20 protein-coding genes are annotated in these 26,727 nt (G+C 37.9%); all 20 read right to left on the bottom strand.

Annotation, left to right across the window (positions count from 1 at the left end; all coding sequences use genetic code 11):
- Nucleotides 1-9 precede the first annotated feature (9 nt).
- The 20 genes from LEGAS_RS03105 to LEGAS_RS03010 all read right to left on the bottom strand — a co-directional run bounded on the left by LEGAS_RS03105 (nucleotide 10) and on the right by LEGAS_RS03010 (nucleotide 26,600).
- Complete coding sequence (locus LEGAS_RS03105; protein ID WP_013231379.1) at nucleotides 10-1,446, bottom strand: 6-phospho-beta-glucosidase; 1,437 nt, start codon at nucleotides 1,444-1,446, stop codon at nucleotides 10-12.
- 253 nt (nucleotides 1,447-1,699) lie between these two features.
- On the bottom strand, nucleotides 1,700-2,245 hold the full coding sequence (locus LEGAS_RS03100; protein ID WP_010385653.1) for an NADPH-dependent FMN reductase: 546 nt from the start codon (nucleotides 2,243-2,245) through the stop codon (nucleotides 1,700-1,702).
- A gap of 107 nt (nucleotides 2,246-2,352) precedes the next feature.
- On the bottom strand, nucleotides 2,353-3,156 hold the full coding sequence (locus tag LEGAS_RS03095) for a Cof-type HAD-IIB family hydrolase (protein WP_010385654.1): 804 nt from the start codon (nucleotides 3,154-3,156) through the stop codon (nucleotides 2,353-2,355).
- Nucleotides 3,157-3,220: 64 nt separating this feature from the next.
- A complete protein-coding gene (locus LEGAS_RS03090) occupies nucleotides 3,221-3,400 on the bottom strand; it encodes a hypothetical protein (RefSeq protein ID WP_010386383.1) in 180 nt (59 codons plus the stop codon).
- Complete coding sequence (ffh, locus tag LEGAS_RS03085; RefSeq protein ID WP_013231378.1) at nucleotides 3,400-4,869, bottom strand: signal recognition particle protein; 1,470 nt, start codon at nucleotides 4,867-4,869, stop codon at nucleotides 3,400-3,402. The genes LEGAS_RS03090 and ffh overlap by 1 nt, the downstream gene beginning before the upstream one ends.
- Nucleotides 4,870-4,969: 100 nt before the next feature.
- Entirely contained in the window at nucleotides 4,970-5,314 is a 345-nt protein-coding gene (ylxM, locus tag LEGAS_RS03080; protein ID WP_013231377.1) for a YlxM family DNA-binding protein, read from the bottom strand.
- The gene (gene ftsY, locus LEGAS_RS03075) at nucleotides 5,311-6,477 is read right to left on the bottom strand and encodes a signal recognition particle-docking protein FtsY (RefSeq protein ID WP_013231376.1); all 1,167 of its coding nucleotides are present in this window, start codon (nucleotides 6,475-6,477) and stop codon (nucleotides 5,311-5,313) included. The genes ylxM and ftsY overlap by 4 nt, the downstream gene beginning before the upstream one ends.
- A 1-nt stretch (nucleotide 6,478) precedes the next feature.
- Nucleotides 6,479-10,033: a chromosome segregation protein SMC gene (smc, locus tag LEGAS_RS03070; protein WP_013231375.1), complete on the bottom strand. Its 3,555-nt coding sequence runs from the start codon at nucleotides 10,031-10,033 to the stop codon at nucleotides 6,479-6,481.
- Between the two features lie 3 nt (nucleotides 10,034-10,036).
- Nucleotides 10,037-10,738, bottom strand: coding sequence for a ribonuclease III (gene rnc / locus LEGAS_RS03065; protein WP_013231374.1), 702 nt, complete (start codon nucleotides 10,736-10,738; stop codon nucleotides 10,037-10,039).
- An 89-nt stretch (nucleotides 10,739-10,827) separates the two neighbouring features.
- Nucleotides 10,828-12,192, bottom strand: coding sequence for a phosphoglucosamine mutase (glmM, locus tag LEGAS_RS03060; RefSeq protein ID WP_013231373.1), 1,365 nt, complete (start codon nucleotides 12,190-12,192; stop codon nucleotides 10,828-10,830).
- 18 nt (nucleotides 12,193-12,210) lie between these two features.
- Complete coding sequence (locus LEGAS_RS03055) at nucleotides 12,211-13,290, bottom strand: CdaR family protein (RefSeq protein WP_013231372.1); 1,080 nt, start codon at nucleotides 13,288-13,290, stop codon at nucleotides 12,211-12,213.
- On the bottom strand, nucleotides 13,287-14,102 hold the full coding sequence (gene cdaA / locus LEGAS_RS03050; protein ID WP_010382217.1) for a diadenylate cyclase CdaA: 816 nt from the start codon (nucleotides 14,100-14,102) through the stop codon (nucleotides 13,287-13,289). Before cdaA ends, LEGAS_RS03055 begins: the two co-directional genes overlap by 4 nt.
- Nucleotides 14,103-14,159: 57 nt before the next feature.
- Nucleotides 14,160-16,253 (bottom strand): Na+/H+ antiporter, encoded by a 2,094-nt coding sequence (locus tag LEGAS_RS03045; RefSeq protein WP_013231371.1) that lies wholly within the window; start codon nucleotides 16,251-16,253, stop codon nucleotides 14,160-14,162.
- A gap of 4 nt (nucleotides 16,254-16,257) precedes the next feature.
- Nucleotides 16,258-17,136, bottom strand: coding sequence for a UDP-N-acetylmuramate dehydrogenase (murB, locus tag LEGAS_RS03040; protein WP_013231370.1), 879 nt, complete (start codon nucleotides 17,134-17,136; stop codon nucleotides 16,258-16,260).
- Nucleotides 17,137-17,246: 110 nt separating this feature from the next.
- On the bottom strand, nucleotides 17,247-17,660 hold the full coding sequence (gene ndk, locus LEGAS_RS03035) for a nucleoside-diphosphate kinase (RefSeq protein WP_010382220.1): 414 nt from the start codon (nucleotides 17,658-17,660) through the stop codon (nucleotides 17,247-17,249).
- 62 nt (nucleotides 17,661-17,722) lie between these two features.
- Nucleotides 17,723-18,238 carry a YehS family protein gene (locus LEGAS_RS03030; protein WP_010382223.1) on the bottom strand — a complete coding sequence of 172 codons (516 nt, stop codon included), beginning with the start codon at nucleotides 18,236-18,238 and terminating at the stop codon, nucleotides 17,723-17,725.
- A 38-nt stretch (nucleotides 18,239-18,276) separates the two neighbouring features.
- Entirely contained in the window at nucleotides 18,277-20,262 is a 1,986-nt protein-coding gene (mutL, locus tag LEGAS_RS03025; RefSeq protein ID WP_013231369.1) for a DNA mismatch repair endonuclease MutL, read from the bottom strand.
- A 28-nt stretch (nucleotides 20,263-20,290) separates the two neighbouring features.
- Entirely contained in the window at nucleotides 20,291-22,885 is a 2,595-nt protein-coding gene (gene mutS, locus LEGAS_RS03020) for a DNA mismatch repair protein MutS (protein ID WP_013231368.1), read from the bottom strand.
- A gap of 32 nt (nucleotides 22,886-22,917) precedes the next feature.
- Complete coding sequence (recG, locus tag LEGAS_RS03015) at nucleotides 22,918-24,948, bottom strand: ATP-dependent DNA helicase RecG (RefSeq protein WP_010382226.1); 2,031 nt, start codon at nucleotides 24,946-24,948, stop codon at nucleotides 22,918-22,920.
- 245 nt (nucleotides 24,949-25,193) lie between these two features.
- Entirely contained in the window at nucleotides 25,194-26,600 is a 1,407-nt protein-coding gene (locus LEGAS_RS03010; protein ID WP_013231367.1) for an NAD-dependent succinate-semialdehyde dehydrogenase, read from the bottom strand.
- Nucleotides 26,601-26,727: the final 127 nt, after the last annotated feature.

Below are 26,727 nucleotides of genomic sequence, written 5' to 3'. Positions count from 1 at the left end.
TTTCCTTTTCTATTTCAAGTTTTCACCGTTTGACGCAATGACATCTTTAAACCAATAAAATGAGTCTTTCTTGCTACGCTTTAAAGTGCCTTCATTTTTATTGTTTTTATCCACATAGATAAAGCCATAGCGTTTATCCATTTCCCCAGTACCTGCTGACACCAAGTCAATGCACCCCCACGGTGTGTAACCAATCAAATCCACACCATCTTCTACAACAGCAAGTATCATTTGACGAATATGTTCGCGCAAATAATCAATACGATATGAATCGTGTATCTTACCATCTGCCTCAACTTTATCATATGCACCAAAACCATTTTCAACAATGAATAAAGGTAAATGATATTTATCAGTAAACCAATTTAATGCATAGCGTAAACCTTTAGGATCAATTTGCCATCCCCAATCGCTAGCCTCCAAATAGGTGTTTTTCACTTGACTATTTTGAGGTGTCATATCATCAAAAGGCGTCTCACTGTTTTTCTTAACAGCATGTGACATATAATAACTAAATCCAATGTAATCAACCGTTCCAGCCTTCAAATCTGCTTCGTCTTGCGGTGTGATATTAATATCAAATCCCTTGCGTGCCCAGTATTTTTTCAAGAACTCTGGATAAAAGCCATTAACATGAACATCAGCAAAGAAATAATTTTTTTCCATTGCTTTTTGAGCAGCCAAAACATCATCTGGATTCATAGTTGCTGGATAAACAGGTCCCATAGCAATCATGCAGCCAATTTGAAAATCAGGGTTGATTTCATGCCCTAACTTAACAACGCGAGCACTTGCGACTAATTCATTATGAGCTGACTGATACATACCTTCCTCTCTATTTTCACCGGGTTTAAAGCGAAGACCAGAATTAGTAAATACCAAGAAATCACTATCATAATTTGCCTGATTATTGATTTCATTAAATGTCATCCAATATTTGACTTTGTTTTGATAGCGTGTAAAACATGTCGCAGCAAATTTAACAAATAAATCAATTAGTTTGCGATTTCGAAAACCACCATACTTAGTCACGAGATTATAGGGTAACTCAAAATGTGAGAGCGTAATAATTGGTTCAATATCATTTTTTAGCAGTTCATCAAATAAATCGTCATAGAACTTCAGTCCTGCTTCATTTGGTTCACTCTCTTCTCCAGTGGGATATATTCTAGTCCAAGCAATTGATGTTCTAAAACATTTAAATCCCATTTCCTTCAATAAAGCAATATCTCCTTTGTAACGATGGTAAAAGTCAATTGCATCATGATTAGGATAATATTCATCTGGCAAAACACCATTTGTAATGGCACGTTCTTGTCCTGGCTTACCCACAGTCATAACATCCGCGACACTAATACCCTTGCCGCCCTCTTGCCAACCGCCTTCTAATTGATGAGCGGCAACCGCACCACCCCAAAGAAATTCTTTTGATAAACTGTTACTCATCTTTTATTCCTCCTTTTAGTATCTATATCTTATCAAGAAAGCGCTTACATATCCATTTGCTTATTTGCCACATACTTGCGGAAATAACCATCTTTATCACTTAAAAATGATGAAATTAAAAAACTTTGATATAGGATTTTCCCATTATCAAAGTTTATGTACCACTATTAAGCATTAGCAACTGTGCATTGTAATCTATTCTTTTATCACACTGTTATGCAAAATTTTAAAAAGTTAATTTATATGATATTTCTTATTCAAACTTATTTGCAAATGATACAAACTTCTGGGCGGCATCACCAAGAAATGCTTTTGTATCAGGATTTGTTATATGACCTGAGTCATCTGCAAGAGACTGAACGTTTCCAATATACAATTCAGGTTGTTGCATTGTTGGCATATCTAAAAATACTAATGATTGTCGTAACACATGGTGTGCTAGCACACCAGATATACCTGATATTGATTGTGATGCCACTAATGCTGGTTTTCCAGTCCAAACACTTTCACCCCAAGGACGTGAACCAACATCTAATGCATTTTTCAAAGCAGCTGAAATACTACGATTATGTTCTGGTGTTACGAAAATAAATGCGTCTTGTTTAGCAATCTCTGAGCGAAAGACATCATAAGATTCAGGTGACTGTGCATCATAGTCCTGACTATACAATGGTAACTCACTAATATTGATGTATGTTACCTCGGCATCATCCGGTAAACCAGCAACTAGTGCTTCTGCTACACCTTGTGAATACGAATTCTTTCTAATAGAACCTACTAGAACACCATATTTTGTCATAATTTAATTCTTCCTTTTCTCTTACTAATAGTAAGTATATAACGAATGAAAATAAATTACAAGTCTTTTTAATTTTTAGTCAAAAAAAAAACACCAAAATTTGCGTGTTATAATTTTTCAAGGATTGTTTTCAAGACGCCATCGTTATCATTATCCGTCACACTACGTGCAAAATCATGTTGAAAAAGCTCTTCATCAGAATTCGTCATAGCAAAAGGTTGACCGACATACTCTAACATTTCTAAATCATTTAAACCATCACCAAAGGCCATAATTTCAGATGGCTTGACATTTAATGTTTCTGCAATATAAGTTAGAGCATTAGCCTTGTTGACATTTGGATTGACAATATCAATTGCCCCATAACCTGAAGTTGTCACATGTACTTTATTGCCAAGTAATAATTTAATTTCACGCATAAATTCATATTCCAAACGCGGCAAAACTAATGATACTTTTAAAATAGGTTCATTAATTTCAGTTACAGAATTAATCAATGTCAGATTTTCAAAATATTTTTTGGCAAAATCAAGATGCTCATCATTGGGGTTCTTAACAATCATAAAGGCTTTGTTTGCAGCAACAAAAGATACACCTAACTGTAATTCCGCTTTATATTTATTAGCCAAATTATCAACAACTGCTGGAACATCTGCAGAAACTGACCAAACGTGCATCAGTTCACCATCTAAAATAACTTCTGCCCCATTGTTAGCAATTAACTGATACTGACCGGAAAAATTTTTAAAGTAATCACGTACTTTTTGAACATGATTACCAGTTGCAACAACAAACTGACCACCTTGTGCATGCAATTTATCAAGCACTTCTTGAAATAATACTTCGTTAAATGTTTTATCATTTTTTAGAAAAGTCGCATCTAAATCTGATGCAATCAATTTAATTGACATATTTCTCCTTTGATTTCAAACCAATTCATGTACAACAACACAGTATAGTCTGTCACGCATATAGTTAACGCTTTATCCACCATTCTAAGAATTTAATCAATCCAAAAATAATGATGCTCGGTACTGCTGCTGAAACGACTGCCAGTAACACGATAGGTATCGATAAATTTGGTGCATTTAATATATTTGCACCTAACATAACAACAAATACGAGTACTGGTAATACAAGTTCTAACCGTTGCATTATTTTTTACCACGCTTCTTTTTTGCTTTTTGTAAGCGTCGTGCTGCTTGTTTAATAGCAAAATTTTGAACTTTTTGGCCAAAGTTTCCAGATGGCATACCGCCGCCACCCATCATTGAGGACATGTCCATACCAGACCCGCCCATCATTTTGTCAATGCCACCAAAATTACCATTCGTCGCTTGATTCATCATTTTACGCATTTGATCAAATTGCTTGATCATACGGTTTACTTCGATAATAGGGCGTCCCGCACCAGCTGCTAGTCGGCGGCGACGGGATGGATTGATTAAGTCAGGATCTTCACGTTCAGCCGGTGTCATCGAATTCACGATTGCTTCCAAATGAGAAAATTGTTTTGCATCAATATTGACATTTGCCAAAGCCGGATTGTTTGCCATACCTGGAATCATTTTTAACAAATCTTCCATTGGGCCCATGCTTTGCACTTGTTTCAACTGGGCAACGAAATCGTTGAAATCAAACGTGTTTTGACGCATTTTTTCAAGTTGCTTAGCTTGTGCTTCTTCATCAAAATCGCGTTGCGCTTTTTCAATTAATGTAAGCACATCGCCCATACCTAAAATACGTGAAGCCATACGGTCTGGATAGAATACATCTAAATCTGTTGGTTTCTCACCTTGTCCAACGAATTTAATTGGTTTCCCTGTCACATCACGAATTGAAAGTGCGGCACCGCCTCGTGTATCGCCATCTAATTTTGTTAAGACAACACCTGTTAAATCTAATGCTGCTGAGAAACCTTTGGCGGTTTCGGCAGCATTTTGTCCAGTCATTGCATCAACTGTCAGCAAAATTTCGTCTGGATGTGCAATTTCAGCCACATCTTTCAGTTCTTGCATTAATACATCATCAATTTGTAAACGGCCTGCCGTATCAATAAAGACATAGTCATTTTTATTTTCGGCAGCTTTTGCTAACCCTTGGCGAACAATTTCGCGTGGATTAACGGCTGTTCCAAGCTGAAACACTGGAATTTCTAAATCACGACCTAGTATTTCTAACTGATCAATTGCTGCTGGTCGATAAACATCAGCTGCAATCAAAAGTGGTCGCGCATTTTCTTCTTTTTTTAATTTATAAGCTAACTTAGCGACAGTCGTCGTTTTTCCAGCACCCTGAAGTCCTGCCATCATAATGATTGTCGGAATTTTAGGTGACTTATTCAGTGGCGCTGCTTCTTCACCCATGGTTGTTGTTAATTCATCATTAACAATTTTAACGACTTGCTGCGCAGGATTTAACCCTTCCAAAATATCGGCACCACTCGCTTTTTCACGCACATTAGCAACAAATTTTTTGACTGTATCGTAATTAACATCAGCCTCTAATAGTGCTAAACGGATTTCACGCATGGTTGCACGTAAGTCCTCTTCACTCACACGCCCGCGGCCAGTGAGATTCTTCATCGCCTTGGAAAGACGCTCAGTTAAATTTTCAAATGCCATAATTATGATATTAAAGCAGCTAGGTCAGATAATACACTGTACACTTTTAATGTACGAATCATCATGTTACCAGTTACTTTTCTCCTTTTTAGCGTATAATTTAATCTTCTATTTCATGTGCCATAAGTTGCGACACAAGTTTTTTTAACACATTATCTTTATTATAATATACTGAAATGTAATCTTGGACTTGCGTCTCAATTGCTGAACGTGTCTCAAATTTTTCTTGCAGATGCAAAACGTGCTCATATTTCAACAATTGGTCAATGCCGCGTTTAATATTGTCAGAAACTGCCTGACGACTAACCGTTTCGACTTCTGCGATTTCGACAATTGAATAGTCATCTTCGAAATAATAACGTAAATAGTCTTGTTGTTTAATCGTTAATAATTCGCCATAAAATCCAAACAAGCCGTTAATATGATTTTTTTCCTTAAAATTCATGCCATTAAATCCTTAAACATGCCATATATGAATTCTTCAGGCTTGAATTCTCGTAAATCACTGGCCTTTTCGCCAAATCCAACCCACTTTACTGGTAATTGCATGTCATTTCTAATGGCAAATACAATCCCACCTTTTGCTGTCCCATCCATCTTTGTCAAAACAATTCCGGTCACATCAGATGAATTTTTAAATAGTTTTGCCTGCTGTAATGCATTTTGACCAGTTGTAGCATCAAGCACTAACAATACTTCATGTGGTGCACCTGGTATTTCACGTTTAATAATGCGCTTCATTTTTTCTAATTCTTGCATCAAATTAACATTATTTTGTAAACGGCCTGCTGTGTCGACAAACAAAATATCATAATGTTCATCACGTGCTTTAGCCACCGCTTCAAAGACGACCGATGCCGGATCTGCTTTTTCTTTTCCAGCTACAACTGGCACACCTGCTCGTATGCCCCATTCTTGCAGTTGTTTTGTTGCCCCAGCACGGAAAGTGTCTGCTGCTGCAAGTAAAACAGACTTCCCTTGTTGTTGATATTTTGTGGACAACTTACCAATTGTGGTCGTTTTTCCAACACCATTAACACCAACTAATAAGATTACTGTTGTGCCATTGACATTAAAATGCATAGTTGCATCTTCATTAACACCATCAGCTTCATACATATCAACCATTTTTTTAATGATCACATCACGTACATCTTCTGGGCGATGTACATTTTCAAGTTTAACTTCTTCACGCAAGTCGTCTGAAATCTTAATCGCCATATCAAAGCCAACATCAGCACCAACCAAAGTCTCTTCTAAGTCTTCAAAAAAATCTTCATCAACCGAGCGAAAATTTGCTAAAAATTTATTAAATCGGGCAGCAAATCCAGTTCGAGATTTTTCTAAACCTTTAGTATAAATTTGTTGTTCTACAACTTCTGGTTCAACGCTTAGTTCTGGTTCCTGTATTGGATCACTTTTGGAAACATGTTCAGACACCGACTCTTCAATTGCATCTAGATTCTGTTCTACCTTTGGCTCTTGTATCTCTTCTGGTATCTCATGTACTGCAGAATTGTCCTGATTTGATAATGATTCGACAGAATCTTTCGACACTTCACTACTTTCTTCAATCTTTTTTTTACGAAAAATATCAAATAATCCCATCTTACTCTACGCTTTCTGTTGCTTTATCCAAATCAACTGCAATCATCTTAGAAACGCCTGCTTCTTGCATCGTTACACCGTACAATAAATTAGCTTTCACCATAGTCCCTTTGCGATGCGTGATAACAATAAATTGGGTATCCCCTGAAAAATGATATAAATATTTAGCAAAACGATCAACGTTTGCTTCGTCTAATGCTGCCTCTGCTTCATCCAATACAACAAATGGTACAGGCCGCACATGTAATATTGCAAACAATAACGTAATAGCAGTAAGTGCTTTTTCACCACCAGATAGCAGACTCATTTGTTGAAATTTTTTCCCAGGTGGTTGTGCCGTAATGTCAATACCTGTAGTCAGAAGATGTTTTGGGTCTGTCAAGCAAATTTCAGCACGACCACCGCCAAACATTTGCGTATAAATATTTGAAAATCTTGCTGCCACGGCATCAAAGGTTTGTTTAAAACGAATTTGAACCTCTTTATCCATTTCATCAATTGTTTGTAATAATGTCTCACGAGCCATTTTTAAATCATCACGTTGCCTTGTTAGAAATTCAAAACGGGTTTTCACTTCTTCATATTCTGAAATTGCATCCATATTAACTGAACCAATTTCATCTAGACTCCGCTTTAACAAGACTAATTGTGATTCGATATTTGATAATTCATTAATATCATGACTGGCTACAATATCTGTTATATCTACAATATCATATTGTGTCAATAACTGTGTTTGCACATTATCAAGTTCTGACTCTAAACGCGTTAATTGTCCCACAACTTGATTTTGTTTACTATTATTAACACGTAATGTTTCTTGTTGTGTCGCAAACTGGCTTTCTATTGTGACAACCAAGTCAGTTAAGCTATTTAGCCGTTTGGTATAGTCATCAAATTTAGTTTGTATTACTTCAAGCCTTTGCGTTATGGTGTCCACTTTCTCAATATTGTTAGCATTGTTTTTTGCTGCAATTAACTGCTCATTTGACGCATTTAAAGCATTTTCAACATCGTCTTTTTGTTGTTGTATGTCATCTTTTTGTGCTAGTAACAAGTTTATTTGAGTGGCTAAGCTGTCCATCTTTGCTTGCACTGTAGCATAATTCGTTTGCACTGTGGCTTTTTGCTCACTGCTGACTTGCGACTGAATTGAAATATCAGCTAGTTGTTGATCTAATTTGGCTGCTTCAACTTCTTGATCTTTTTGTGCATTTTGTGCTAAATCAAGACTTTTTTGGTTAACATGTAACTGCGTATCCACGTCAACTAATTGTTTCGCCAAATCTTCACTCTCTATTTGCAATGCCTGTAAAACACGTGTTTGTTGCTTAACGGCATCTTTTCGTCGTGCCAAATCATAATCTATTTGTGCTGTTTCATTTTTTGCATTAGCAAATTGTGTTTGTGATAGCAGTAATTCTGATCGTAATTCATCACCTTGAAGACGTTGATCCTGTACTGATTTTTCTAGTTTTTGAGTCGTTTGTGTCAGGACAGCCAAACGCTCATTTAATTGATTTAACTCCGTCTGACGGCTCAAAATCGTTGTCCCTGATTTTTGGTTTGCACCACCCGTCATTGAGCCACCTGCATTAACAACTTGGCCACCCAAACTTACGACACGGAAACGGTAATTACCCATACGTGCAATTTTGGTTGCGGCATCAAGATCTTCAGCGATTACTGTACTGCCTAACAAATTTGATTTGATAGCATGCATTTCAGCAGGCATTTCTACTAAATCTGCTGCAATGCCAATAAATCCATCACTCATTTTAATGCGTTCAATGCCAGTTAGCTGCCTTGGCTTAATTGTATCAATTGGTAAAATAGTAACACGCCCAGCACGTTTTTGCGTTAAGTAACGAATAACTGATTTAGCAGTTGTTGTTGTGTCCACAATAACTTGCTGTAATGCACCACCTAAAACTGTTTCAACTGCCTGTGTATAGTCCATTGGTACCGTCATGAGCCCAGCAACAACGCCCTTAATGCCTAAAAATTGGTTTCTCACTTGTGATTGCATCAAGACACGTACACCTTGGTAAAATCCTGCATATTCATCTAAAGCTGTTAACGCATCTCGTTGACTGCGCGATTTATTTAAATCATTTAAAGCATCGTACCATTGTTTTTCATGATCTTGGTATTGCTTTGTATTGTGTTCAATCTGCTTTTTTAAATCATCTACATGACGTTTTAAACGATCAATATTTATGATCTCACCTTGTTCTGGTAGATCCAAGTTTGCATTTGTTTTTAAAGTTAATAATGTTTCCTTTTCATCCAAAAGCTGTGTTGATAACACCTGCTGACGATTGATTAAACGCTGTTGCAATTTTCGATCAGATTGTAAACCATTTCGCAATGCCGCAATTTCTTGCATTGTTTGTATATATACATGACGATGATTATCAATTTGCGACTGCAAATTTTTTTGCAATTTTACTTGTACGACATTATCAAATGACGCCATTTGTTGCTGTAATTCATGATGTTGTTTCTGGAATTTTTTCTTGTCATTCGTTAATTGGTTAATTTGACGTTCTAATTCTGCTAATCGATTTCCAAAATCAGTTAATTGACTATTTTTTTGTGCAATATTTTGCTCTAAAGTATCAATTTGTTGTGCACTTAAATTTTGTGCACCAATCAATCGTTCTCGCGATTGCGTATCATGCAAAATATCTTGCTGCACTTTGTCTCGCATGAGTTGCATACTGATACGTTCTTGACGTTTTTCTGATAATGATTTATGTAATACGTCTAATGTTGACTTTATCTGATTAACGCGCCCATCTTGAACTTCGACTTGAGTTGTTACATCCTTGATTTGCGTTTCTAAAGTGCGATGTGTCAGCGCCAATTTTAACGTATCTAATGTCTCAAAACGCTCTTTTTGTGCAATATAATCGATTGCTTGCGCTGATTGTTCAGCAAGCGGCTCAATACGTCCTTGAATTTCATAAATTATGTTAGCAACTCGCGCTAAATTATCACTTGTTTGTGTTAACTCTTTTTGTGCACGTTCTTTATTTTGCTTATACTTATATACGCCAGCAACTTCTTCAATAATTCCGCGTCGCTCTTCTGGTTTCGCATTAAAAATACCTTCAACACGACCTTGCGAGATAATCGAAAAGCTCTCTCGACCGAGACCAGTATCCATAAATAATTCATGAATATCGCGTAATCGACTATCAACACCATTAATTTGATACGTACTCTCACCAGAACGATATAATTTTCTTGTAATACGAATTTCATTAAATTCTGACTTAACATAACGATCTGAATTATCAAATGTCATCGACACCTCTGACCGATTTAGTGCATGGCGCTTATTTGTACCACCAAAAATAACATCTGACATTTTTGTGCCACGCAAGTCTTTGGCACTTTGCTCACCCATAACCCAGCGAATTGCCTCAATAATATTAGATTTTCCTGAACCATTTGGGCCAACAATGCCTGTCATACCAGGCATAAATTCAATAATCGTCTTATCAGCAAAGGACTTAAAGCCACTGATTTCAAGGGATTTAAGTTTCATAGTTTACTTATCTTCCAATAGTTTTAATGCAGTACGCGCAGCAGCCTTTTCGGCATCTTTAATCGATTTACCCGTACCACGTGCCAATTCGTGATCATCAACTGAAATACTAGCTTCAAACAATTGTGTATTTCCTGCTAATGGTTGTTCACTTTCGGTACGATAGTAGATATCAACCGCACCATTTTTTTGAAGTTTTTCTTGCAATCGACTTTTGAAATCAATAAAGCGATCAAAAAAATCTGTATCGATTGCTGCAAATAACGTTTGGTCCAAAAAAACACTAACAGCCTCAAGGCCTTGATCTAAATATAAGGCGCCAATAAAAGCCTCCCATATATCCTCCAACAATGAATCACGGTCACGTGCGCCTGACATTTCTTCACCTTTTCCAAGACGAATGCCTTCATTTAAGTGCACGACACGTGAGAAGTGCGCAAAAGAGCGAGTTTGCACCATTGCAATACGCATTTCTGTTAGCTGACCTTCATGCCAATTAGGATAGCGCTTGAACAGGTATTCAGCTACCGAAACTTGCATAACGGAATCACCCAAAAATTCTAGTCGTTGATAATCACGACCTGACTCGTCTTGGTGTTCATTCAAATAATTACGTTGCGTCAAGGCCTCTTGCAGCAGTGAATCATCATTAAATTGAATATTGAACTCTGTTAATAAATATTTTTTAAAGCTGTCTTGTGACACGGTTTTTTTCCCTTTTAAATTATAGTTTTATACTCTATTATATCAAAAAAAGCACCAGAGTTTTAATAAACTTGGCGCTTTAATCATTTTTATTGCATTGCCTGCTCACGAACAACATCAGCAATCATTTCAACATAACGCTCAACAAGCTCTGTTGTAGGTGCTTCAGCCATTACTCTAATCAATGACTCTGTACCTGAAGGGCGTACGAGTACACGACCATCTCCGGCCATTTGTGCCTCTACCTCTGCAATTTTACTAACAACAGCTGGATTTTGTTGAATAGCGACTTTATCGCCAACTTTAATGTTAACTAATTTTTGAGGATACACTTGAACTGCTTCCGCTAACTCAGATAATTTTGTACCAGTTTCCTTCATAACATACAACAATTGTAAGGCTGTCAATAGCCCGTCACCAGTTGTAGCCCAGTCGCGGAAAATGATATGCCCTGATTGCTCACCACCAAGATTATAGTCCGATTTAGACATTTCTTCCATAACATAACGATCACCAACGGCAGTTTGTACGCTCATCATGTCATTGTCCTTCAGCGCTTTATAAAAACCAATATTACTCATAATTGTCGAAACAACTGTATGATGTTTAAGTCTTCCTTGTTCATTCATAAATTTACCAATGATAAACACAATTTTATCACCATCAACAATTTCGCCGTTTTCATCGACTGCAATCAATCGATCACCATCACCATCAAATGATAAACCAGCTTGTACATCATTTGCTTTGACAAGCTCGGCTAATGCTTCAGGATGAGTTGATCCTACGCCATCATTAATATTTAAACCATTTGGTTCTGTTCCCATAGTGACAAATTCAACGTTTAAATCTGCAAATAGACGTGCTAATAACCCACTTGTTGCCCCATTAGCACCATCAAGTGCCACACGCATACCCACAAGGTCTGTCGGAATTGTTTTTTGTAAGAAGCTCATATACCGTAAAGCACCTTCAGGATAATTATTAACGACACCAATTCCTTCAGCGCTAGGTCTTGGCAATGTATCTGTTGGTGCATCCAATAACTGCTCAATCTCATATTCCAGTTCGTCTGATAACTTAAAACCATCATTACCAAAAAATTTAATGCCATTATCTGCGGCAGGATTATGTGAAGCTGTAATTTGCACACCAGCATCTGCTTCCAAATTCTGTACTAAAAACGCGACTGCCGGTGTCGTAATAACGCCTAAACTCAAAACATCAATGCCGACAGACAAAAAGCCAGCAACAATCGCTTGCTGTAACATTTCACCAGAAATTCTTGTATCTCGTCCAACAATAACAACTGGCTTTTTATGGCTTTCAGCATGCTGTGTTAAAATTGCGCCACCCGTACGTCCCAAACGAAATGCTAATTCTGGTGTTAATGACTCATTAGCAATACCACGTACACCATCTGTTCCAAAGTATTTTAATTTAATATCTGACATATTTTTATCTCACCTTCTCTAGTTACTACTTGAAGTCTTAGCATCACTCGTATCAGTACCACTAGATGCTGAAGCGCTTGATGAAACAGCTGAGCTCGCACTTGAACTGTCGCTCATACTACTTTCACTATTATTATTGTTATTAACTTTTATCTGTGAGACTGTGGCCGTCACATTAGTCTTATCATAACGTACAATTCCGTCAATGCTAGGTAAGCTAACGTTAACAGTCCCTCCGTTTCGGATATTACCAACATCAACCGACACACTAATATTATCCATGGTATTAAGTATATCAGATGACCCATATGCCGTCACTGTTTTCGGATCAAACGTAATTTGATAGTTGTTAGACCCGCCATTCTTAACGCTGGCGTTTAAGGTCAGTCGCTTTGAGTCTTCCGGTGCAATTACTAACGTGGCATCAACAGTTTGACGGCTCAAATTAACTTCTACTGTATTGCCATTTTTATCTAAGGCTACAAGTTGCGCAGTGCGGGTTAATGATTCCTTTACGCCACTTGGCAAATTTAGACGTGCAGCAATACTAGTAACCGCATCAACATTTGATTTTGGGCCGCTAATTGTCACATGTTTTGGTTCTGTTGTCGGTTCACTTGCCGTATAACCTTTAGCAATATTATTTTTATTATAGCTCACATTAATAGGTAATGTTGCTGACGTTTTCCGTGCAATAGTGACTGTTACTTTTTGTGGATTAACTGTTGACGTTAAAGAGGCATTGACACCACGGAGTGCTACTGTAGCAGTATGCTTTCCAGATTTTAAACCTCTTAAATCTATACTTGTTTGAATATCATTACGACTTTGTGCCGCAGAAACTAAAGCTCCCGAACCTTCAATATCAACTTGTACTGTCGTTGGTGCCCCTATAACAACATACTTATCATTATCAAATTGTACATTCAAAGCCACTTTTAATGTCGCCTTTTTTTCAGGTATGATTGTTGAAAAATTATTAGACCCATTGCTTGATAATTTGGTTGACCGAGTGCTTAACACATACGACGACAATAAAATAGCAATAACAAACGCGATGGCAAGATTAACAATTTTTGACTGACCTATTTTTTTCATCGTAATTGTCCTCCTTTGCGCCACCAATGCATCTTAGTCACAGCATCATCTGCTGCTGGTAAAAATTGATGTTCGAAGAAATTCAAGTAACTTTTTTGATCCATATGTCTGAGCAAATCACCTTTTTGCGTAATAGAAATTTCACCAGTTTCTTCTGACACAACCACAGTAATCGCATCGCTGGCTTCAGAAATACCCACCGCTGCACGATGCCGCGTCCCTAACTCTTTAGGTATACGCGTACTCTCTGAAAGTGGCAAATAGGCTGCCGCTACTGCAATACGGCTTTTACTAATAATGACTGCACCATCATGTAGTGGCGTATTTGGAATAAAAGTATTAATCAACAATTGTCCGGTCACATTGGCATCAAGTTTAATCCCGGTCTTAATGTATTCATCCAAATGATCTTCGCGCTGAATTGTAATTAGTGCCCCAATGCGTCGTTTAGACATGTACTGCAAAGCATCATCTAAACTCTTAATTAACTGATGTTCAACAGTATTATCAATATGTGCGCGTCGCACAGTTAAGCGACGTCCTAAAGTTTCTAAGCCTCGTCTAATTTCTTGTTGGAAAATGACAACTAAAGCAATTGGCGCCCATGTGATTAACTGATCCATCACCCAAGAAAGTGTCATTAATCCAAGATACCAACTAACTACCTTGACTAAAATGACAGTGCCAACCCCAAATAAAATTTGCAGTGCTCGTGTGCCTTCTACAAATTGAATAATTTTATACATTAAAAACCAAATAATTAGAATATCGACCGCATGCATAAGATTGTTAATTGTTAGGTACGATAACATTTTTTCCCCTTTACATCATTTCAATAATACGTCTAACATACGTAGTGTGCCATACAGCTACTCTTCGTCTTTTCCAGCTAAGGCTGCTGTTTCAGAAAAATTAATAAATTGCCTGATATTAATACCAGCTTGACGTGTGATACGTCGTTGTTCATATAAATTTTGAATAGTTTCACGCTGAGCGTTTAATGCTTTCAATTCTAGCTCCATCCTTATTTTATCATCCAATTGACGTTGCTCCGGTGTATCAACATGTTTTTCATTTTCGATACGATAACGATATGTCACAATTAAATTATAAGCATTTTGACGCTCCATCCGATGTGTTACGGTGTCGCCACTATATTTTTCCATATAAGCTGAAAGCGCCTTGATAGCTTCTTTAGAGGTTTCACGAATAGCAAGAGATGTTTCTTTTTTAATTTTCGCGCTTGTTTCATCTGAAAACCAGATACGAATGCTACGCAATCCGCGACGCATGAGCACCAAAGCCCACTGCGATGAAAAATGATAATGTGCGTCAGCAGCTATCAAATTTTCGAGCCGTTCCAACCGTCTGGATTGTGATGAAAAGGTTAAGGGCGAAATATCCTCCTGAACTAACAATTGTTGTAAACGATCTCGTTGTGCTTGCAGGCCAATAAGACGTAATTCTGAATCATCCGAACTTGTGAAACCTGACGTATTACCTATTAGCTGGCGCTTAATTTGGGCAATCGTCCCTTGTTTTCGTGTAATCAACTCGTATACAATAGCACGATTATCTTCACGTTGCTGTTCTCGTAATGTTTGAATGCCTACTTGAATAGCAAAAATACGTGCTTGAGATTCCGTCATTTCAGGTTTGATCGTCTCAGTTGCCACAGCTTCTGAATCCAACATTTCAGGTTGTGTGAAATCATGTGCTGAACGTTCTTTTGTCATAATTGGTAACATGATAGTTGCTACAAGTAAACTCACAATAACAACAACAGCCGCAACAAACACTAATAAATCTCGTTGTGGAAAAGCAGTGCCATCATTAATAATAGTTGGCACTGTCATAACAGCAGCCATTGTAACAGCGCCACGCACACCTGTTAACCCTGATGTGACTGCCATATTGAATGCGGGTTTCGTTTCTCTGGTTTTAAGATATAATGCAACTTGATTGCCATAAGCCCAAAATGTTCGAATAGCAAATATGATAAACCAAACAACAATACCATAAAAAATAGCATGTCCTGTGTTCATTTGTGAATTTTGGACAACAGCAGCAAGTGCTGGGGGCAATTCAATTCCCAATAATACGAAAATAATACCGTTTAATAAATAGACAAATATTTCCCATGTTCTAATACCAGTAATTGAAATTTCTGGATTTCGCGCGTCAACATGCTGATCACTTAATATTTTTGTTATAATTGCACCGGCAACAACCGCAATGACCCCCGATGCATGAAATATATCTTCTGCTACCCAATAAATTAAAAAGGGTGCCAGTATCGTGACAACTGTATGAAATACCACATCGTTCAGGCCAACACGATCAAAAACATCACCGAGCCAATTTAGAAGGCTGCCAAGTAATAAACCAATAATTAAACCAACGATTGTCATCCAAAAAAAATTTCCAATAGCATGACTTAGTAAAAACGTACCGGCAACTGTCGCCTTAATAGCGGTATTAAAGCTAACCAAACCGCTTGCATCGTTAATTAAACTTTCACCTGAAACAATATGCAAAACAGTTTTTGGTAATTTCACACGTTTGGCAATCGCCTGTACCGCCACAGGATCTGTTGGTGATACAACTGCGGCTAAGGCCAATGCTACAGAGGTTTCTAATTGTGGCATTAATAAGTGTATGAAGAATCCACCAACTAATGTTGTCAACAACACCAGTATAATTGCATTGCCTAAAATAGGACCACGCAATTCCCATAATTCATGCTTTGGAAATCGCCAAGCATCATTATATAACAATGGTGCCACAAACAGTAACATAAACCAATGTGAATCTATTTTAATAAATATGCCAAAAGCTAATGAGAGCAACAGACCAATAGCAATTTGAAATAAACTAATTGGTACATCAGGTATAAAATGTGATACTACATTTGATACTGTCACCGACACTATCAAAATAACCACTAATTCTAATATCACCATAAATTTATCTCTCCCCTATGATCCGCACTTCAGTTTCTAATGTCACGTTAAATTTCTTTTTAACAGTTGCCTGTACGTGATGAATCAAATCTTCATAATCGTTTCCCGTACCATTGTCGATATTGACCATGAACCCAGCATGCTTTTTCGACACCTCAACGCCCCCAATACGCGCACCTTGAAGATCTGAATCCATAATCAATTTGCCGGCAAAATACCCCTCTGGTCGTTTAAAAACTGACCCATTCGATGGATAATTTAACGGTTGTTTATCAGCTCGTCGATAGTTATTAACATCCATTCGTAATTGAATATCTGATTTCACGTCTGGTGTCAAAGTAAATGTGACATTAACAATCACACCGCCATTTTTTTGAAAAACGGAGTGACGATAACCAAATTCTAATTCATTTAAATTAAAAGTTTGTATTTTCAAATCTGGCATAATTGCCGTGACCGTGGTAACCACCATCTCTGTTTGTCCGCCATAAGCGCCTGCATTCATAAAAACTGCACCGCCAACAGAACCAGGAATACCAGCAGCCCATTCTAAACCAGCTAGGCCATGTGTCATTGCAGTTTCAGTCACTAAGATTAGGTCTGCTCCTGCATCTGCTGTAATTGTATGTTGATCAATTTTAATGTCACGTAAATCGTGTAATAAAATTGACAACCCACGTAAACCACCATCTCGAACAACTAGATTAGACAATCGTCCAAATATATGTACTGGCTGTTCTTGAGATTTTGCCCAATTCAATAATTGTTGTAACTCTAAATGTGTCTTTGGCATGGCTAAGTAATCAACCTTACCCCCAACTTGCGTATGTGCATATGGGGCTAACGATTGATTTTCAAGTATTGTTATATCATTTAATTTCATTTTTAGGCTCCGAGTCTATATCTTCTATTTTACCAAACTTTTAGCTAGACCACTCAAAATGAACAAAAAACTTGACTGAAGATCAAATTAATCTCAGTCAAGTTTTCATTTCAAGTAAACCATAGGTTGATTTCGTGCTCTGCTGACATGGCACTATCTGAACCATGCACGATATTCATCATGGCTTTTTCTTCCCACTCACGCCCTAAATCACCACGAATAGTTCCAGGCGCTGCCTTGGTTGGATTAGTTTCTCCCATTAATGTTCGCCAACCTGAAATAATGTTTGTTCCTTCACCAATCATAACCACAACTGGTCCAGACATCATGTAGTTAACCAAAGAGGGATAATACGGCTTGCCAACATGCTCAGCATAATGCAAATTAAGCAATTTTTCTGTCGGTACTACCATTTTCATATCAATAATTTGATAGCCTTTATTCTCAATACGTCGAATAATCTCTCCAATTTTGCCACGCTTGACACCATCCGGTTTGATCAACATTAAAGTTCGTTCAGTCATATGCTCCTCCAATAAAATTATATCAACTATATTGTAACCGATAAAGAAAACGCTTACAATGATTATTTACGAGCAGTTTTTTTAACATCATCTGGTCGATATTCCATTGCCATACCTTTTAGAATATTTCGTAAATATCTATCACCAGCTGGCTTATAATTACGATGGTCTGATCGACGCAATACAGCGCTTAATGCATTAGTTGAAATTGTTACACCCGCTGTTTTTAAAAAACTTATGTAATCATCACTCGTATAAGACATGGCGATTTTGAGTTTTTTCATCACAACATTATTAATATTTTCTTCTTTATCGATATCAAAAGTTGGGGCCACAGGTTTTAAATCCGGCCCAAATTTTTGTCCTCTTTGTGAAATAATCAAACCGTTCATGAATGATTCAAGCCCTTTTATATCAATTTTTTCATCACGTTTACTGCCTTCATCTTGCTTAGTCAGTAATATATGTAATTGTGTCTCATCAATAGTCACACCACCAAATTCAAAAATTTTAATCATGTCTGCATTTTGAATGTTTAGGGCATAACGCAGACGAATAATAATATCATTGTTGTTCATCTATTTTCTCCTGTATGTACGGTGCCATTGGCACACTTTTAGTAAGGATGAATATCGTATGTTTCCCATTTTTCATGAGAATCTTGAATACGTTTAAACATTTTTTCCATTTCCGTTAACGTAAACTGTGTGACAACTGGTCGACCATGTGGGCAGTTGTATGGGTTTTCGGAATTCGCTAATGTTTGAAGTAATGTTCGTGCTTGCGCATCAGAAAGGTGCATATTGGCACGAATAGCACGTTTACAGCTCATCATAATCGCTGCTTTTTCTCTAAATTCCGCCACAGTCAGCGCGCCATCACGTAATATCCAATCAATCATTTCACGAATTGTATCTTCTTCTTGACCGTTTTCAAACCATGTCGGATGTTCACGAATAATAACACTCGTTGGCCCAAATGGCATCACAGTCAAACCAACATGCAAGAGATCCTGCTCATGATCAGCAATTTTAAGCATATCTGAAGCCGTATAGTTAATTACTATTGGCACTAATAGCCGTTGTTTGTCATCACTCACTTCGCCAATTTTCTGACGATAATACTCATAATTAATTCGCTCTTGTGCTGCGTGTTGATCTATCAAAAATAAACCATCTTCAGTTTGCGCAAATAAAAATGTCCCATGCATTTGTCCAATATACGACAAATCCGGAAAGCCACTTGGCCTTTGTGGTGTCACATCAAGTGTTTCCTGACTTTTAACTGCTATGTCAGTAAATGGTGATTGGTATGTCGCAACTGATTCGGTTACCTGCTCTGTTACTGGTGTATCAAATACCGGCAATGTCGCTTCATGTTCATATTTAGTAACAAACGTGCTCACACTACGTGCTGATAATTGTGCTCGCTTAGTAATACTGATGCCTGCAATATCTGATCCCGTGTTAATAGTAATGTTAGTTTTACTATCAGGTTGTTTCACAGTTGCTAAGTTTGTATTCAGCCATGGTGCTATTTGAGCTGGTTGCACGCGTTTATATTCAGTTTTTTTTGTTTGACCATATAAATTTTCATAAGCATCTGGAATTAAATTTTCGTCTGCTAGACGGGCTTTAATTGTTTGTACTAATAGTTCCGATAATTCAGTTTCCTTTGACAATCGAATTTCTGATTTTTGAGGATGCACGTTAACATCTATTAAAAGTGGATCTGTATTAATATTAATGACCCCCATCGGAAAACGGCCAATCATTAATTTGGAGCCATAACCATGAATTATCGCATTGGAAACCGTAAAGTTTTTAATAAAACGACCATTGACTAGTATTGTCAAATATTCACGTGATCCACGTGTCAACTCAGGTAAAGAAACATAACCGGTCACATTAAAATCATCATCTTCTCCAGCAAATGATAGCATTTTTTGCGCCGTATCACGGCCATAAATTGCAGCAATCACTTGCTGTTGGTTCCCGTTTCCTGTCGTTTTGAGCAAGTCTCGCCCATCAGAAACTACGGTAAATGCAATATTCGTATATGATAAAGCCAACCGATTCATAATATCAGCCACACGCGATAATTCCGTTTGCGGCCGTTTCAAATATTTCAAACGTGCTGGCGTATTATAAAACAAATCCCGCACTGAAATAACAGTGCCACGACGACCATTAGCTGGTGTAGCACTCACTTGCTTACCACCTTTAATATGGTACATCAAGCCTTGGGTTGCTAATTCAGTTGTCGTATTTAAAGTAACATCAGCAATAGCAGCAATTGATGGCAAAGCCTCACCACGAAAACCAAGTGACACAATATTAAACAAATCATGGCGATTCATTATTTTACTTGTTGCGTGCCGTGTAAATGCTAATGGCACATCCTCTGGCTCAATACCTGATCCATTATCGACCACACGAATAAGCGTTTCACCAGCATCTTCAACAATGACTTCAATTTGCGTTGCGCCTGAATCAATGGCATTTTCAACTAATTCTTTTACCACGCTCGCCGGTCGCTCAATAACTTCCCCGGCGGCAATTTGGTTAGCTAATAAATTTGAGAGTTCATGTATTTTACCCATTTTGTCCACGCTCGTAGGCGCATGCCTCCTACTTTCTCAGTTGTTTTAATGCATTCAAGGCATTCATGGCATCAACTGGTGTCATTTTTAAAATATCAAAATCATCTAACGCATCCAGAATTATCTGCGTCTCTTTATCAGCAACATCGACATTGAACAAAGCAACTTGCTCGGATAAACCAGAACGTTCAGGTTCCATCGTATCCGCTGGTTGATTTTGTGTTGTTATCACTGTCTCTTTATTTTCTAATGCGGTTAATATTTTTGTCGCATTAGTAATTAGTTCATCTGGCAAGCCAGCAAGTGCCGCAACATGAATACCATAAGATTTATCAGCTGGTCCTTTTTGAATTTGATGTAAAAAGTGAAGATGCCCAGTATCATCTTCAACAGCGCCTACATGAACATTTTCAATACTAGCATGCTGATCCGCTAAAACAGTTAGTTCATGATAATGTGTTGAAAATAACGTTTTAGCGTGAATATGAGCATCTAAAAATTCAATAATCGCTTGCGCCAAAGCCATGCCATCATAAGTTGCCGTACCACGGCCTAATTCGTCAAATAAAACCAATGAATGCGCGGTCGCTTCCTGCAATGCATGATTTGCTTCGGCCATTTCAACCATAAAGGTGGATTGTCCCATCGCCATGTCATCATTGGCCCCAATCCGTGTAAATATTTGATCAAAAATGGGGAGTTCAACATACTCTGCGGGTACGAAACTACCCATTTGCGCTAAAATAACAATTAAAGCAAGCTCACGCATGTATGTTGATTTTCCAGCCATATTTGGTCCAGTAATTAACTGCATATTTGTTGTTTCATCGAGTAAAACATCATTGGCAACAAATTCGCCAACTGACAATAGCGATTCCACTACGGGATGTCTGCCTTGCTTAATCATAATACTATTATGGTCTGTAAATATTGGTCGTATAAAACGACGATTATCTGCAACATCTGATAATGCCGCTAAAACATCTAAGTGCGCAATTTGTTGCGCAAGTTTTTGTACACGACTAATGTTTGCCTTTACACGTTCACGCACTGTCACAAATAATTCATATTCACGTTGTGTGCGTTTGGCTTGTGCCTCAATGATCAGACGTTCATGTTCTTTTAATTCAGGTGTCACAAATCGTTCAGCATTTGTTAATGTTTGTAAACGTTCATATCGATTTGCTTCAAGTTTAACAATATTTGCCTTGGTAACTTCGATAAAATAACCAAAATTTTTATTATAGCCGACTTTTAATGAATGAATCCCGGTTGCTGCACGTTCATCTGCTTCCAGCTGTGCCAACCATTGTTGATTATCATGTAACACACGACGATAATTATCAATTTTTTCATCAAAACCGTCATTAATAATATCGCCTTCTCGCACACTAATTGGTGGATCATCAACCACTGCTTCTTCAATTAAGCTAGCTAAATCAACCATATCATCTAGTTTGTTACCAGTGACATTTAAAATACTAGTTGTGTCAGATAAAACGGCTTTAATTCCTGGAATAGTTAATAATGAGCGTTTTAATTGCACAATTTCACGCGCATTCATGGTTCCCATTGCTGCTCGAGCTGATAAACGTTCCAAATCATACACGGATTTCAAATGATCTTGTAAAGCCCCACGTGTAAAAAAATCATCCTGAAAGGCCTGCACTAAGTCCAAACGTGACTCAATGTCATGCTGATCACGAAGTGGTTTTAACACCCACTGTTTAAGTAATCTACCGCCCATAGCTGTATGTGTTTCATCTATGAGACCAAGCAATGAGCCTGCGCGTTTTTTTGTTCGTGTATTTTCAATTAAGTCTAAATTAGTACGCGTATCTTGATTAAACTTCAAGTAGGTTAAACGTTCGTAGCTCATCGCTGGCACAATGTGATCTAAATTACGCCGTTGCGTATCAAAAATATAATTTAGTAACATTGACGTTGCTGCTACTTCATCAGATTTGATAAGCGGTTGCGTCAAAAAACTCACTGTCGCATTTTCGCCAGTAATTGTTTGAGTAGAAATCACTAACCCACGTTCACCAAGTTGCGTTGCCAATCCTTGCCTAGTTGTTTGTTCATCGTTTTTTCTCAACACAACTTCTTTGACTTCTAGCGAACTCAATTCATCCATGACATCACTAAATCGATACATCGTTGTCGCTTTCAGCTCACCTGTCGATAAATCAATGTAGGCTAAAACCCAAGTTCCATCACCTGGTAATACAGCGGCTAAATAGTTATTTTGTTTATCTGAACCGACACCATCAATCATTTTAGTGCCAGGCGTGATAAGTTGCACGACATCTCGTTTGACCATGCCGTGAGCAACAGCTGGGTCTTCCATTTGTTCTACAATGGCGACTTTGTGTCCCTGATCCACCAAAATATCAATATAATTTTTTGCAGCATGATGCGGTATCCCAGCCATAGGCACTGGATTTTTTGAATTTTTATTGCGTGCCGTCAAAGTTAACTCTAGTAATTTTGCACCTTGTATGGCATCTTCTTCAAACAATTCATAAAAATCACCTAAGCGATAAAAAACAAAAGCGTCTGGATATTGCGATTTAATTTCGTGGTATTGCACCATCATTGGCGTGTCAGCAGGTTTGCCCATTTGTAAAGCGTCTCCTAATTCTCTGTTAATTTTCAATCAAAATGACGGTAGTTTGCCATCGTGCGTGATAAGTAATCAACCAAAGTCTGATTATCAGCCTGCTTATCCCAATTTTTTTGACTCACCAATGTAATGGCTTCTTGCTGTGCAATTTCCATCATCGTTAAATCTTTAATTGGATCACCAACAACAAACTCTGGAACACCAGACTGCTTAGTTCCTAAAATATCGCCTGAACCACGTAATTCTAAATCCCGCTGTGCAAGTATAAAACCATCGGTTGTTTCAACCATAGCATCTAAACGTGCGGTCCCATAATCCGTTTTTGGATCTGCAACAAGTATTGTATAAGACTGTCGGCTACCTCGCCCAACACGCCCCCGTAATTGATGTAATTGCGCCAATCCAAATCGATCAGCATCTAAAATCAGCATAACAGTCGCATTTGGCACGTCCACACCAACTTCAATCACTGTTGTTGCAACTAAGATTTGAATACGATTGGCTTTAAAATCTGCCATCAATGTTTTCTTTTCGTCATTTGACAATCGACCATGTAATAAACCAACCTGATACTGTGGAAACTCTAATTGCATAGCTTCATACATTGCTGTGGCATTTTGTACGTCAAGTGATTCAGATTCTTCAATTAATGGTGTCACTATATAAGCTTGTGCACCAACATCAATCTGCTTTTTAACAAAGGCGATGGCATTGTCTAATTGATTATGACCCATACGTGTCGTTTTAATGACTTTACGACCATTTGGTAATTGATCAATAATTGACACATCCATTTCACCATACGCTGTAATCGATAATGTTCTAGGAATTGGCGTTGCAGTCATGGCTAAAATGTCTGGATTAACACCATTTTCGCGTAACGCTGCGCGTTGATTAACACCAAAACGGTGTTGTTCATCAATCACCGCCAATCCCAAATGATGAAAAGCTACATCGGGTTGCAATAATGCATGTGTGCCGACCAAAATGTCAATATCACCGTTTTCAAGATCTTCTAAAAGATGACGACGTGCAGCAACCTTTAAGCCACTCGTTAATAATTCAACACGTAAGGATAAACCTGCGTTATCAAATAACTGCGTTAAACTCAGCGCATGTTGTTGCGCCAAAATTTCTGTTGGTGCCATTATTGCTGCCTGCATGCCAGCCGTCACAACAGCATACATGGCCATAGCTGCGACAACTGTTTTACCAGAACCAACATCCCCCTGCAGTAAGCGATTCATATGACGCGGTCTTTTTTGATCTTGTAAAATCTCTGATATCACTTTTGTCTGTGCAGCCGTTAGTTTGAAAGGTAAACTTGTTTCAAAATTCCGTATTGCACGCTCATCATAGTTAATACCTTCTCCAGCAAAATTTTGATCCGCTAATTTAAGCAGTTGCAAACGCATTTGAAAAACAAAAAATTCCTCAAAAGCCGCACTACGACGTGCGGCTTTTGCAGCTGCCATATCAGATGGAAAATGCATAGATTCAATCATCATATTACGGTCTAATAAACGGTACTTAGTCCGCATATTTTCTGGTACCAAAGAGCCAAGCGTTCCTCGAACATCTGCCCATGCCAATTCAATTAAATGACGAATCGTTTTTGCAGTTATTTTCTTAGAAGATGGGTATATTGGATCAAGTGCATCAACGCTGGCATTAATTATCTTCATACCAGTCAATGCTGCCTTTGCAGCATTATACGTCCCATACACAGCTACCTCTTGACCGACATCAATATTTTGTGCTATCCAAGGTTGATTAAAAAACGTTACGCGAATATTTTCATGTTCAATTAATAAACCAAAACGCGTTTGATTTTTTTTGCCAAAACGTGTGATCACTGGTGGCGTGCTGACGATGCCCTTAAAAGTTACCTTATCGCCATCTAATGTTTCGGATGGTAGGCGTTCGCCTAAATCTTCATATCGAAACGGGAAATAACCAATTAAGTCTTCAATTGTAAATATACCAAGTTCATGCAAAGCATCAAGCCGTTTTGGCCCAACACCTGCTAAAACATCGACATTATCAACGTGAGTTATCATGTTATAATTGTAACATTTTAGACGAAAAAATGGCGACTACTAGAAATCACCTTAGTCCTTAATAATTTGGTCAAAGGCATAGTTCAGGTGTTTACTTCCCAATTAGCTTAGTTATCCGAAACATATTTTTTCAGGGTACAATTTTGAGCAGTCCAAAAACTATGAACACAAAAACACCTGACAGCTGGTAATCCATCACAACCACTAGAGTTGTGAAACACTACCTGTCATCAGGTGTTTATTTTTTATATGAAGCCACCAAAAGCATTTTCAGGATCAATTGGTTCATGTTTTGTCACAATTGTTTGTTTGTTAACAAACGTATCAATACCTAAATCACCCAATTCACGGCCGTAGCCCGAATTTTTAACGCCGCCAAATGGTAACTCTGGCAGAGTACCACCAAAACTATTAACAAACACAACACCAGTTTCAATTTTAGAAGCCACTTCGGCAGCATGATCTGCATCGCCACCAAAAACAATTCCACTTAAACCATAGTGTGAATCATTAGCTAACGCTATCGCTTCTGCCTCATCTTTTACTTTGAATACTTCTCCGACTGGACCAAAGAATTCTTGATAGAAAGCAGGATTTTCTTTGGTAATACCTGTCAAAATAACAGGTTCAAACAAAGCGGCCGGTTGCGTTTGCTCAACACTACCAAATGAAAGTGTTGCCCCTGCTTCAACGGCTTCACGAACTTGTTTGGTCAAATTTTGCTTAGCCTTTGATGTGCTTAATGGCGCCAAAGTTGTCTCAGGCTGCATGGGATCTCCCAGTTTAACCCCAGAAAAAGCCGTTTTTAGCATATCAACAATTTTATCGTAGTTTTTTTCAGTAACAATAAAACGCTTTGATGATGTGCAAACTTGCCCAGCATTATAAAGTCGCGCGCCACTAATAATTTTTTTAATTTCCGACAAATCAGCATCATCTAAAATCACAAATGGATCACTACCACCTAATTCAAGAGAACTTTGTTTCATGTTTTTGCCCGCTTCGGCAGCAACTAATTGACCTGCACGTTCTGATCCTGTTAAAGCAACACCTTGGACACGGTCATCGCCAATAATTTTATTCACCTGATCATAATTAATAAATAAGTTAGTTAGTGAGCCATCTGGTAGCCCTGCTTCTTGTACAATTTTTTCAAAGGCCTCAGCAGCCATTGGCGTATTGCTGGCATGTTTTAAAACCATCGGGTTTCCCGCCACATAGTTTGGCGCAAAGACACGCATAATTTGGTAATATGGAAAATTCCATGGTTCAACCATGAGCAACACGCCAGTTGGTCTAGAAATAATTTGTGCTGGTCCAATTGAAGACACAATATCACGTGGCTTCAAAAATTCTGCTCCGTGCTTAGCATAGTAACGCGCAATTGCAACTGTAATTGCTACTTCACCTTTTGCTTCTACTAAACGTTTTCCCATTTCAATCGTTAAAATTTTAGCTAATTCATCTGCTTTTAATGCAATTAAATCAGCCACATGACTTAACGCTTCGCTACGACTGTCTATTGGATCATTACGCCATTTTTTATATAACGCGTGTCCTCTACTAAGCGCTTCTTCAACGTAGGCATCATCATGGTTGTCATATGTCTTAACAACCTCATCTGTTAACGGATTAATTGTTTGATAGCTCATTTTATGCGACCTTTCTTGAAATTCAGACTCATTATACTTAACAACATCACAACTATAACACCTTCATATTTGGAATAAAAACATTTGACTTGTGACTTTTTAATCAAGAAAATAAAAAGGTTCAGCA

This window comes from Leuconostoc gasicomitatum LMG 18811, assembly GCF_000196855.1.
Taxonomy (GTDB): Bacteria; Bacillota; Bacilli; order Lactobacillales; family Lactobacillaceae; genus Leuconostoc; species Leuconostoc gasicomitatum.
The sequence above is the reverse complement of the archived record's forward strand: the minus strand, read 5'-3'. Positions and strand labels throughout refer to the sequence as shown.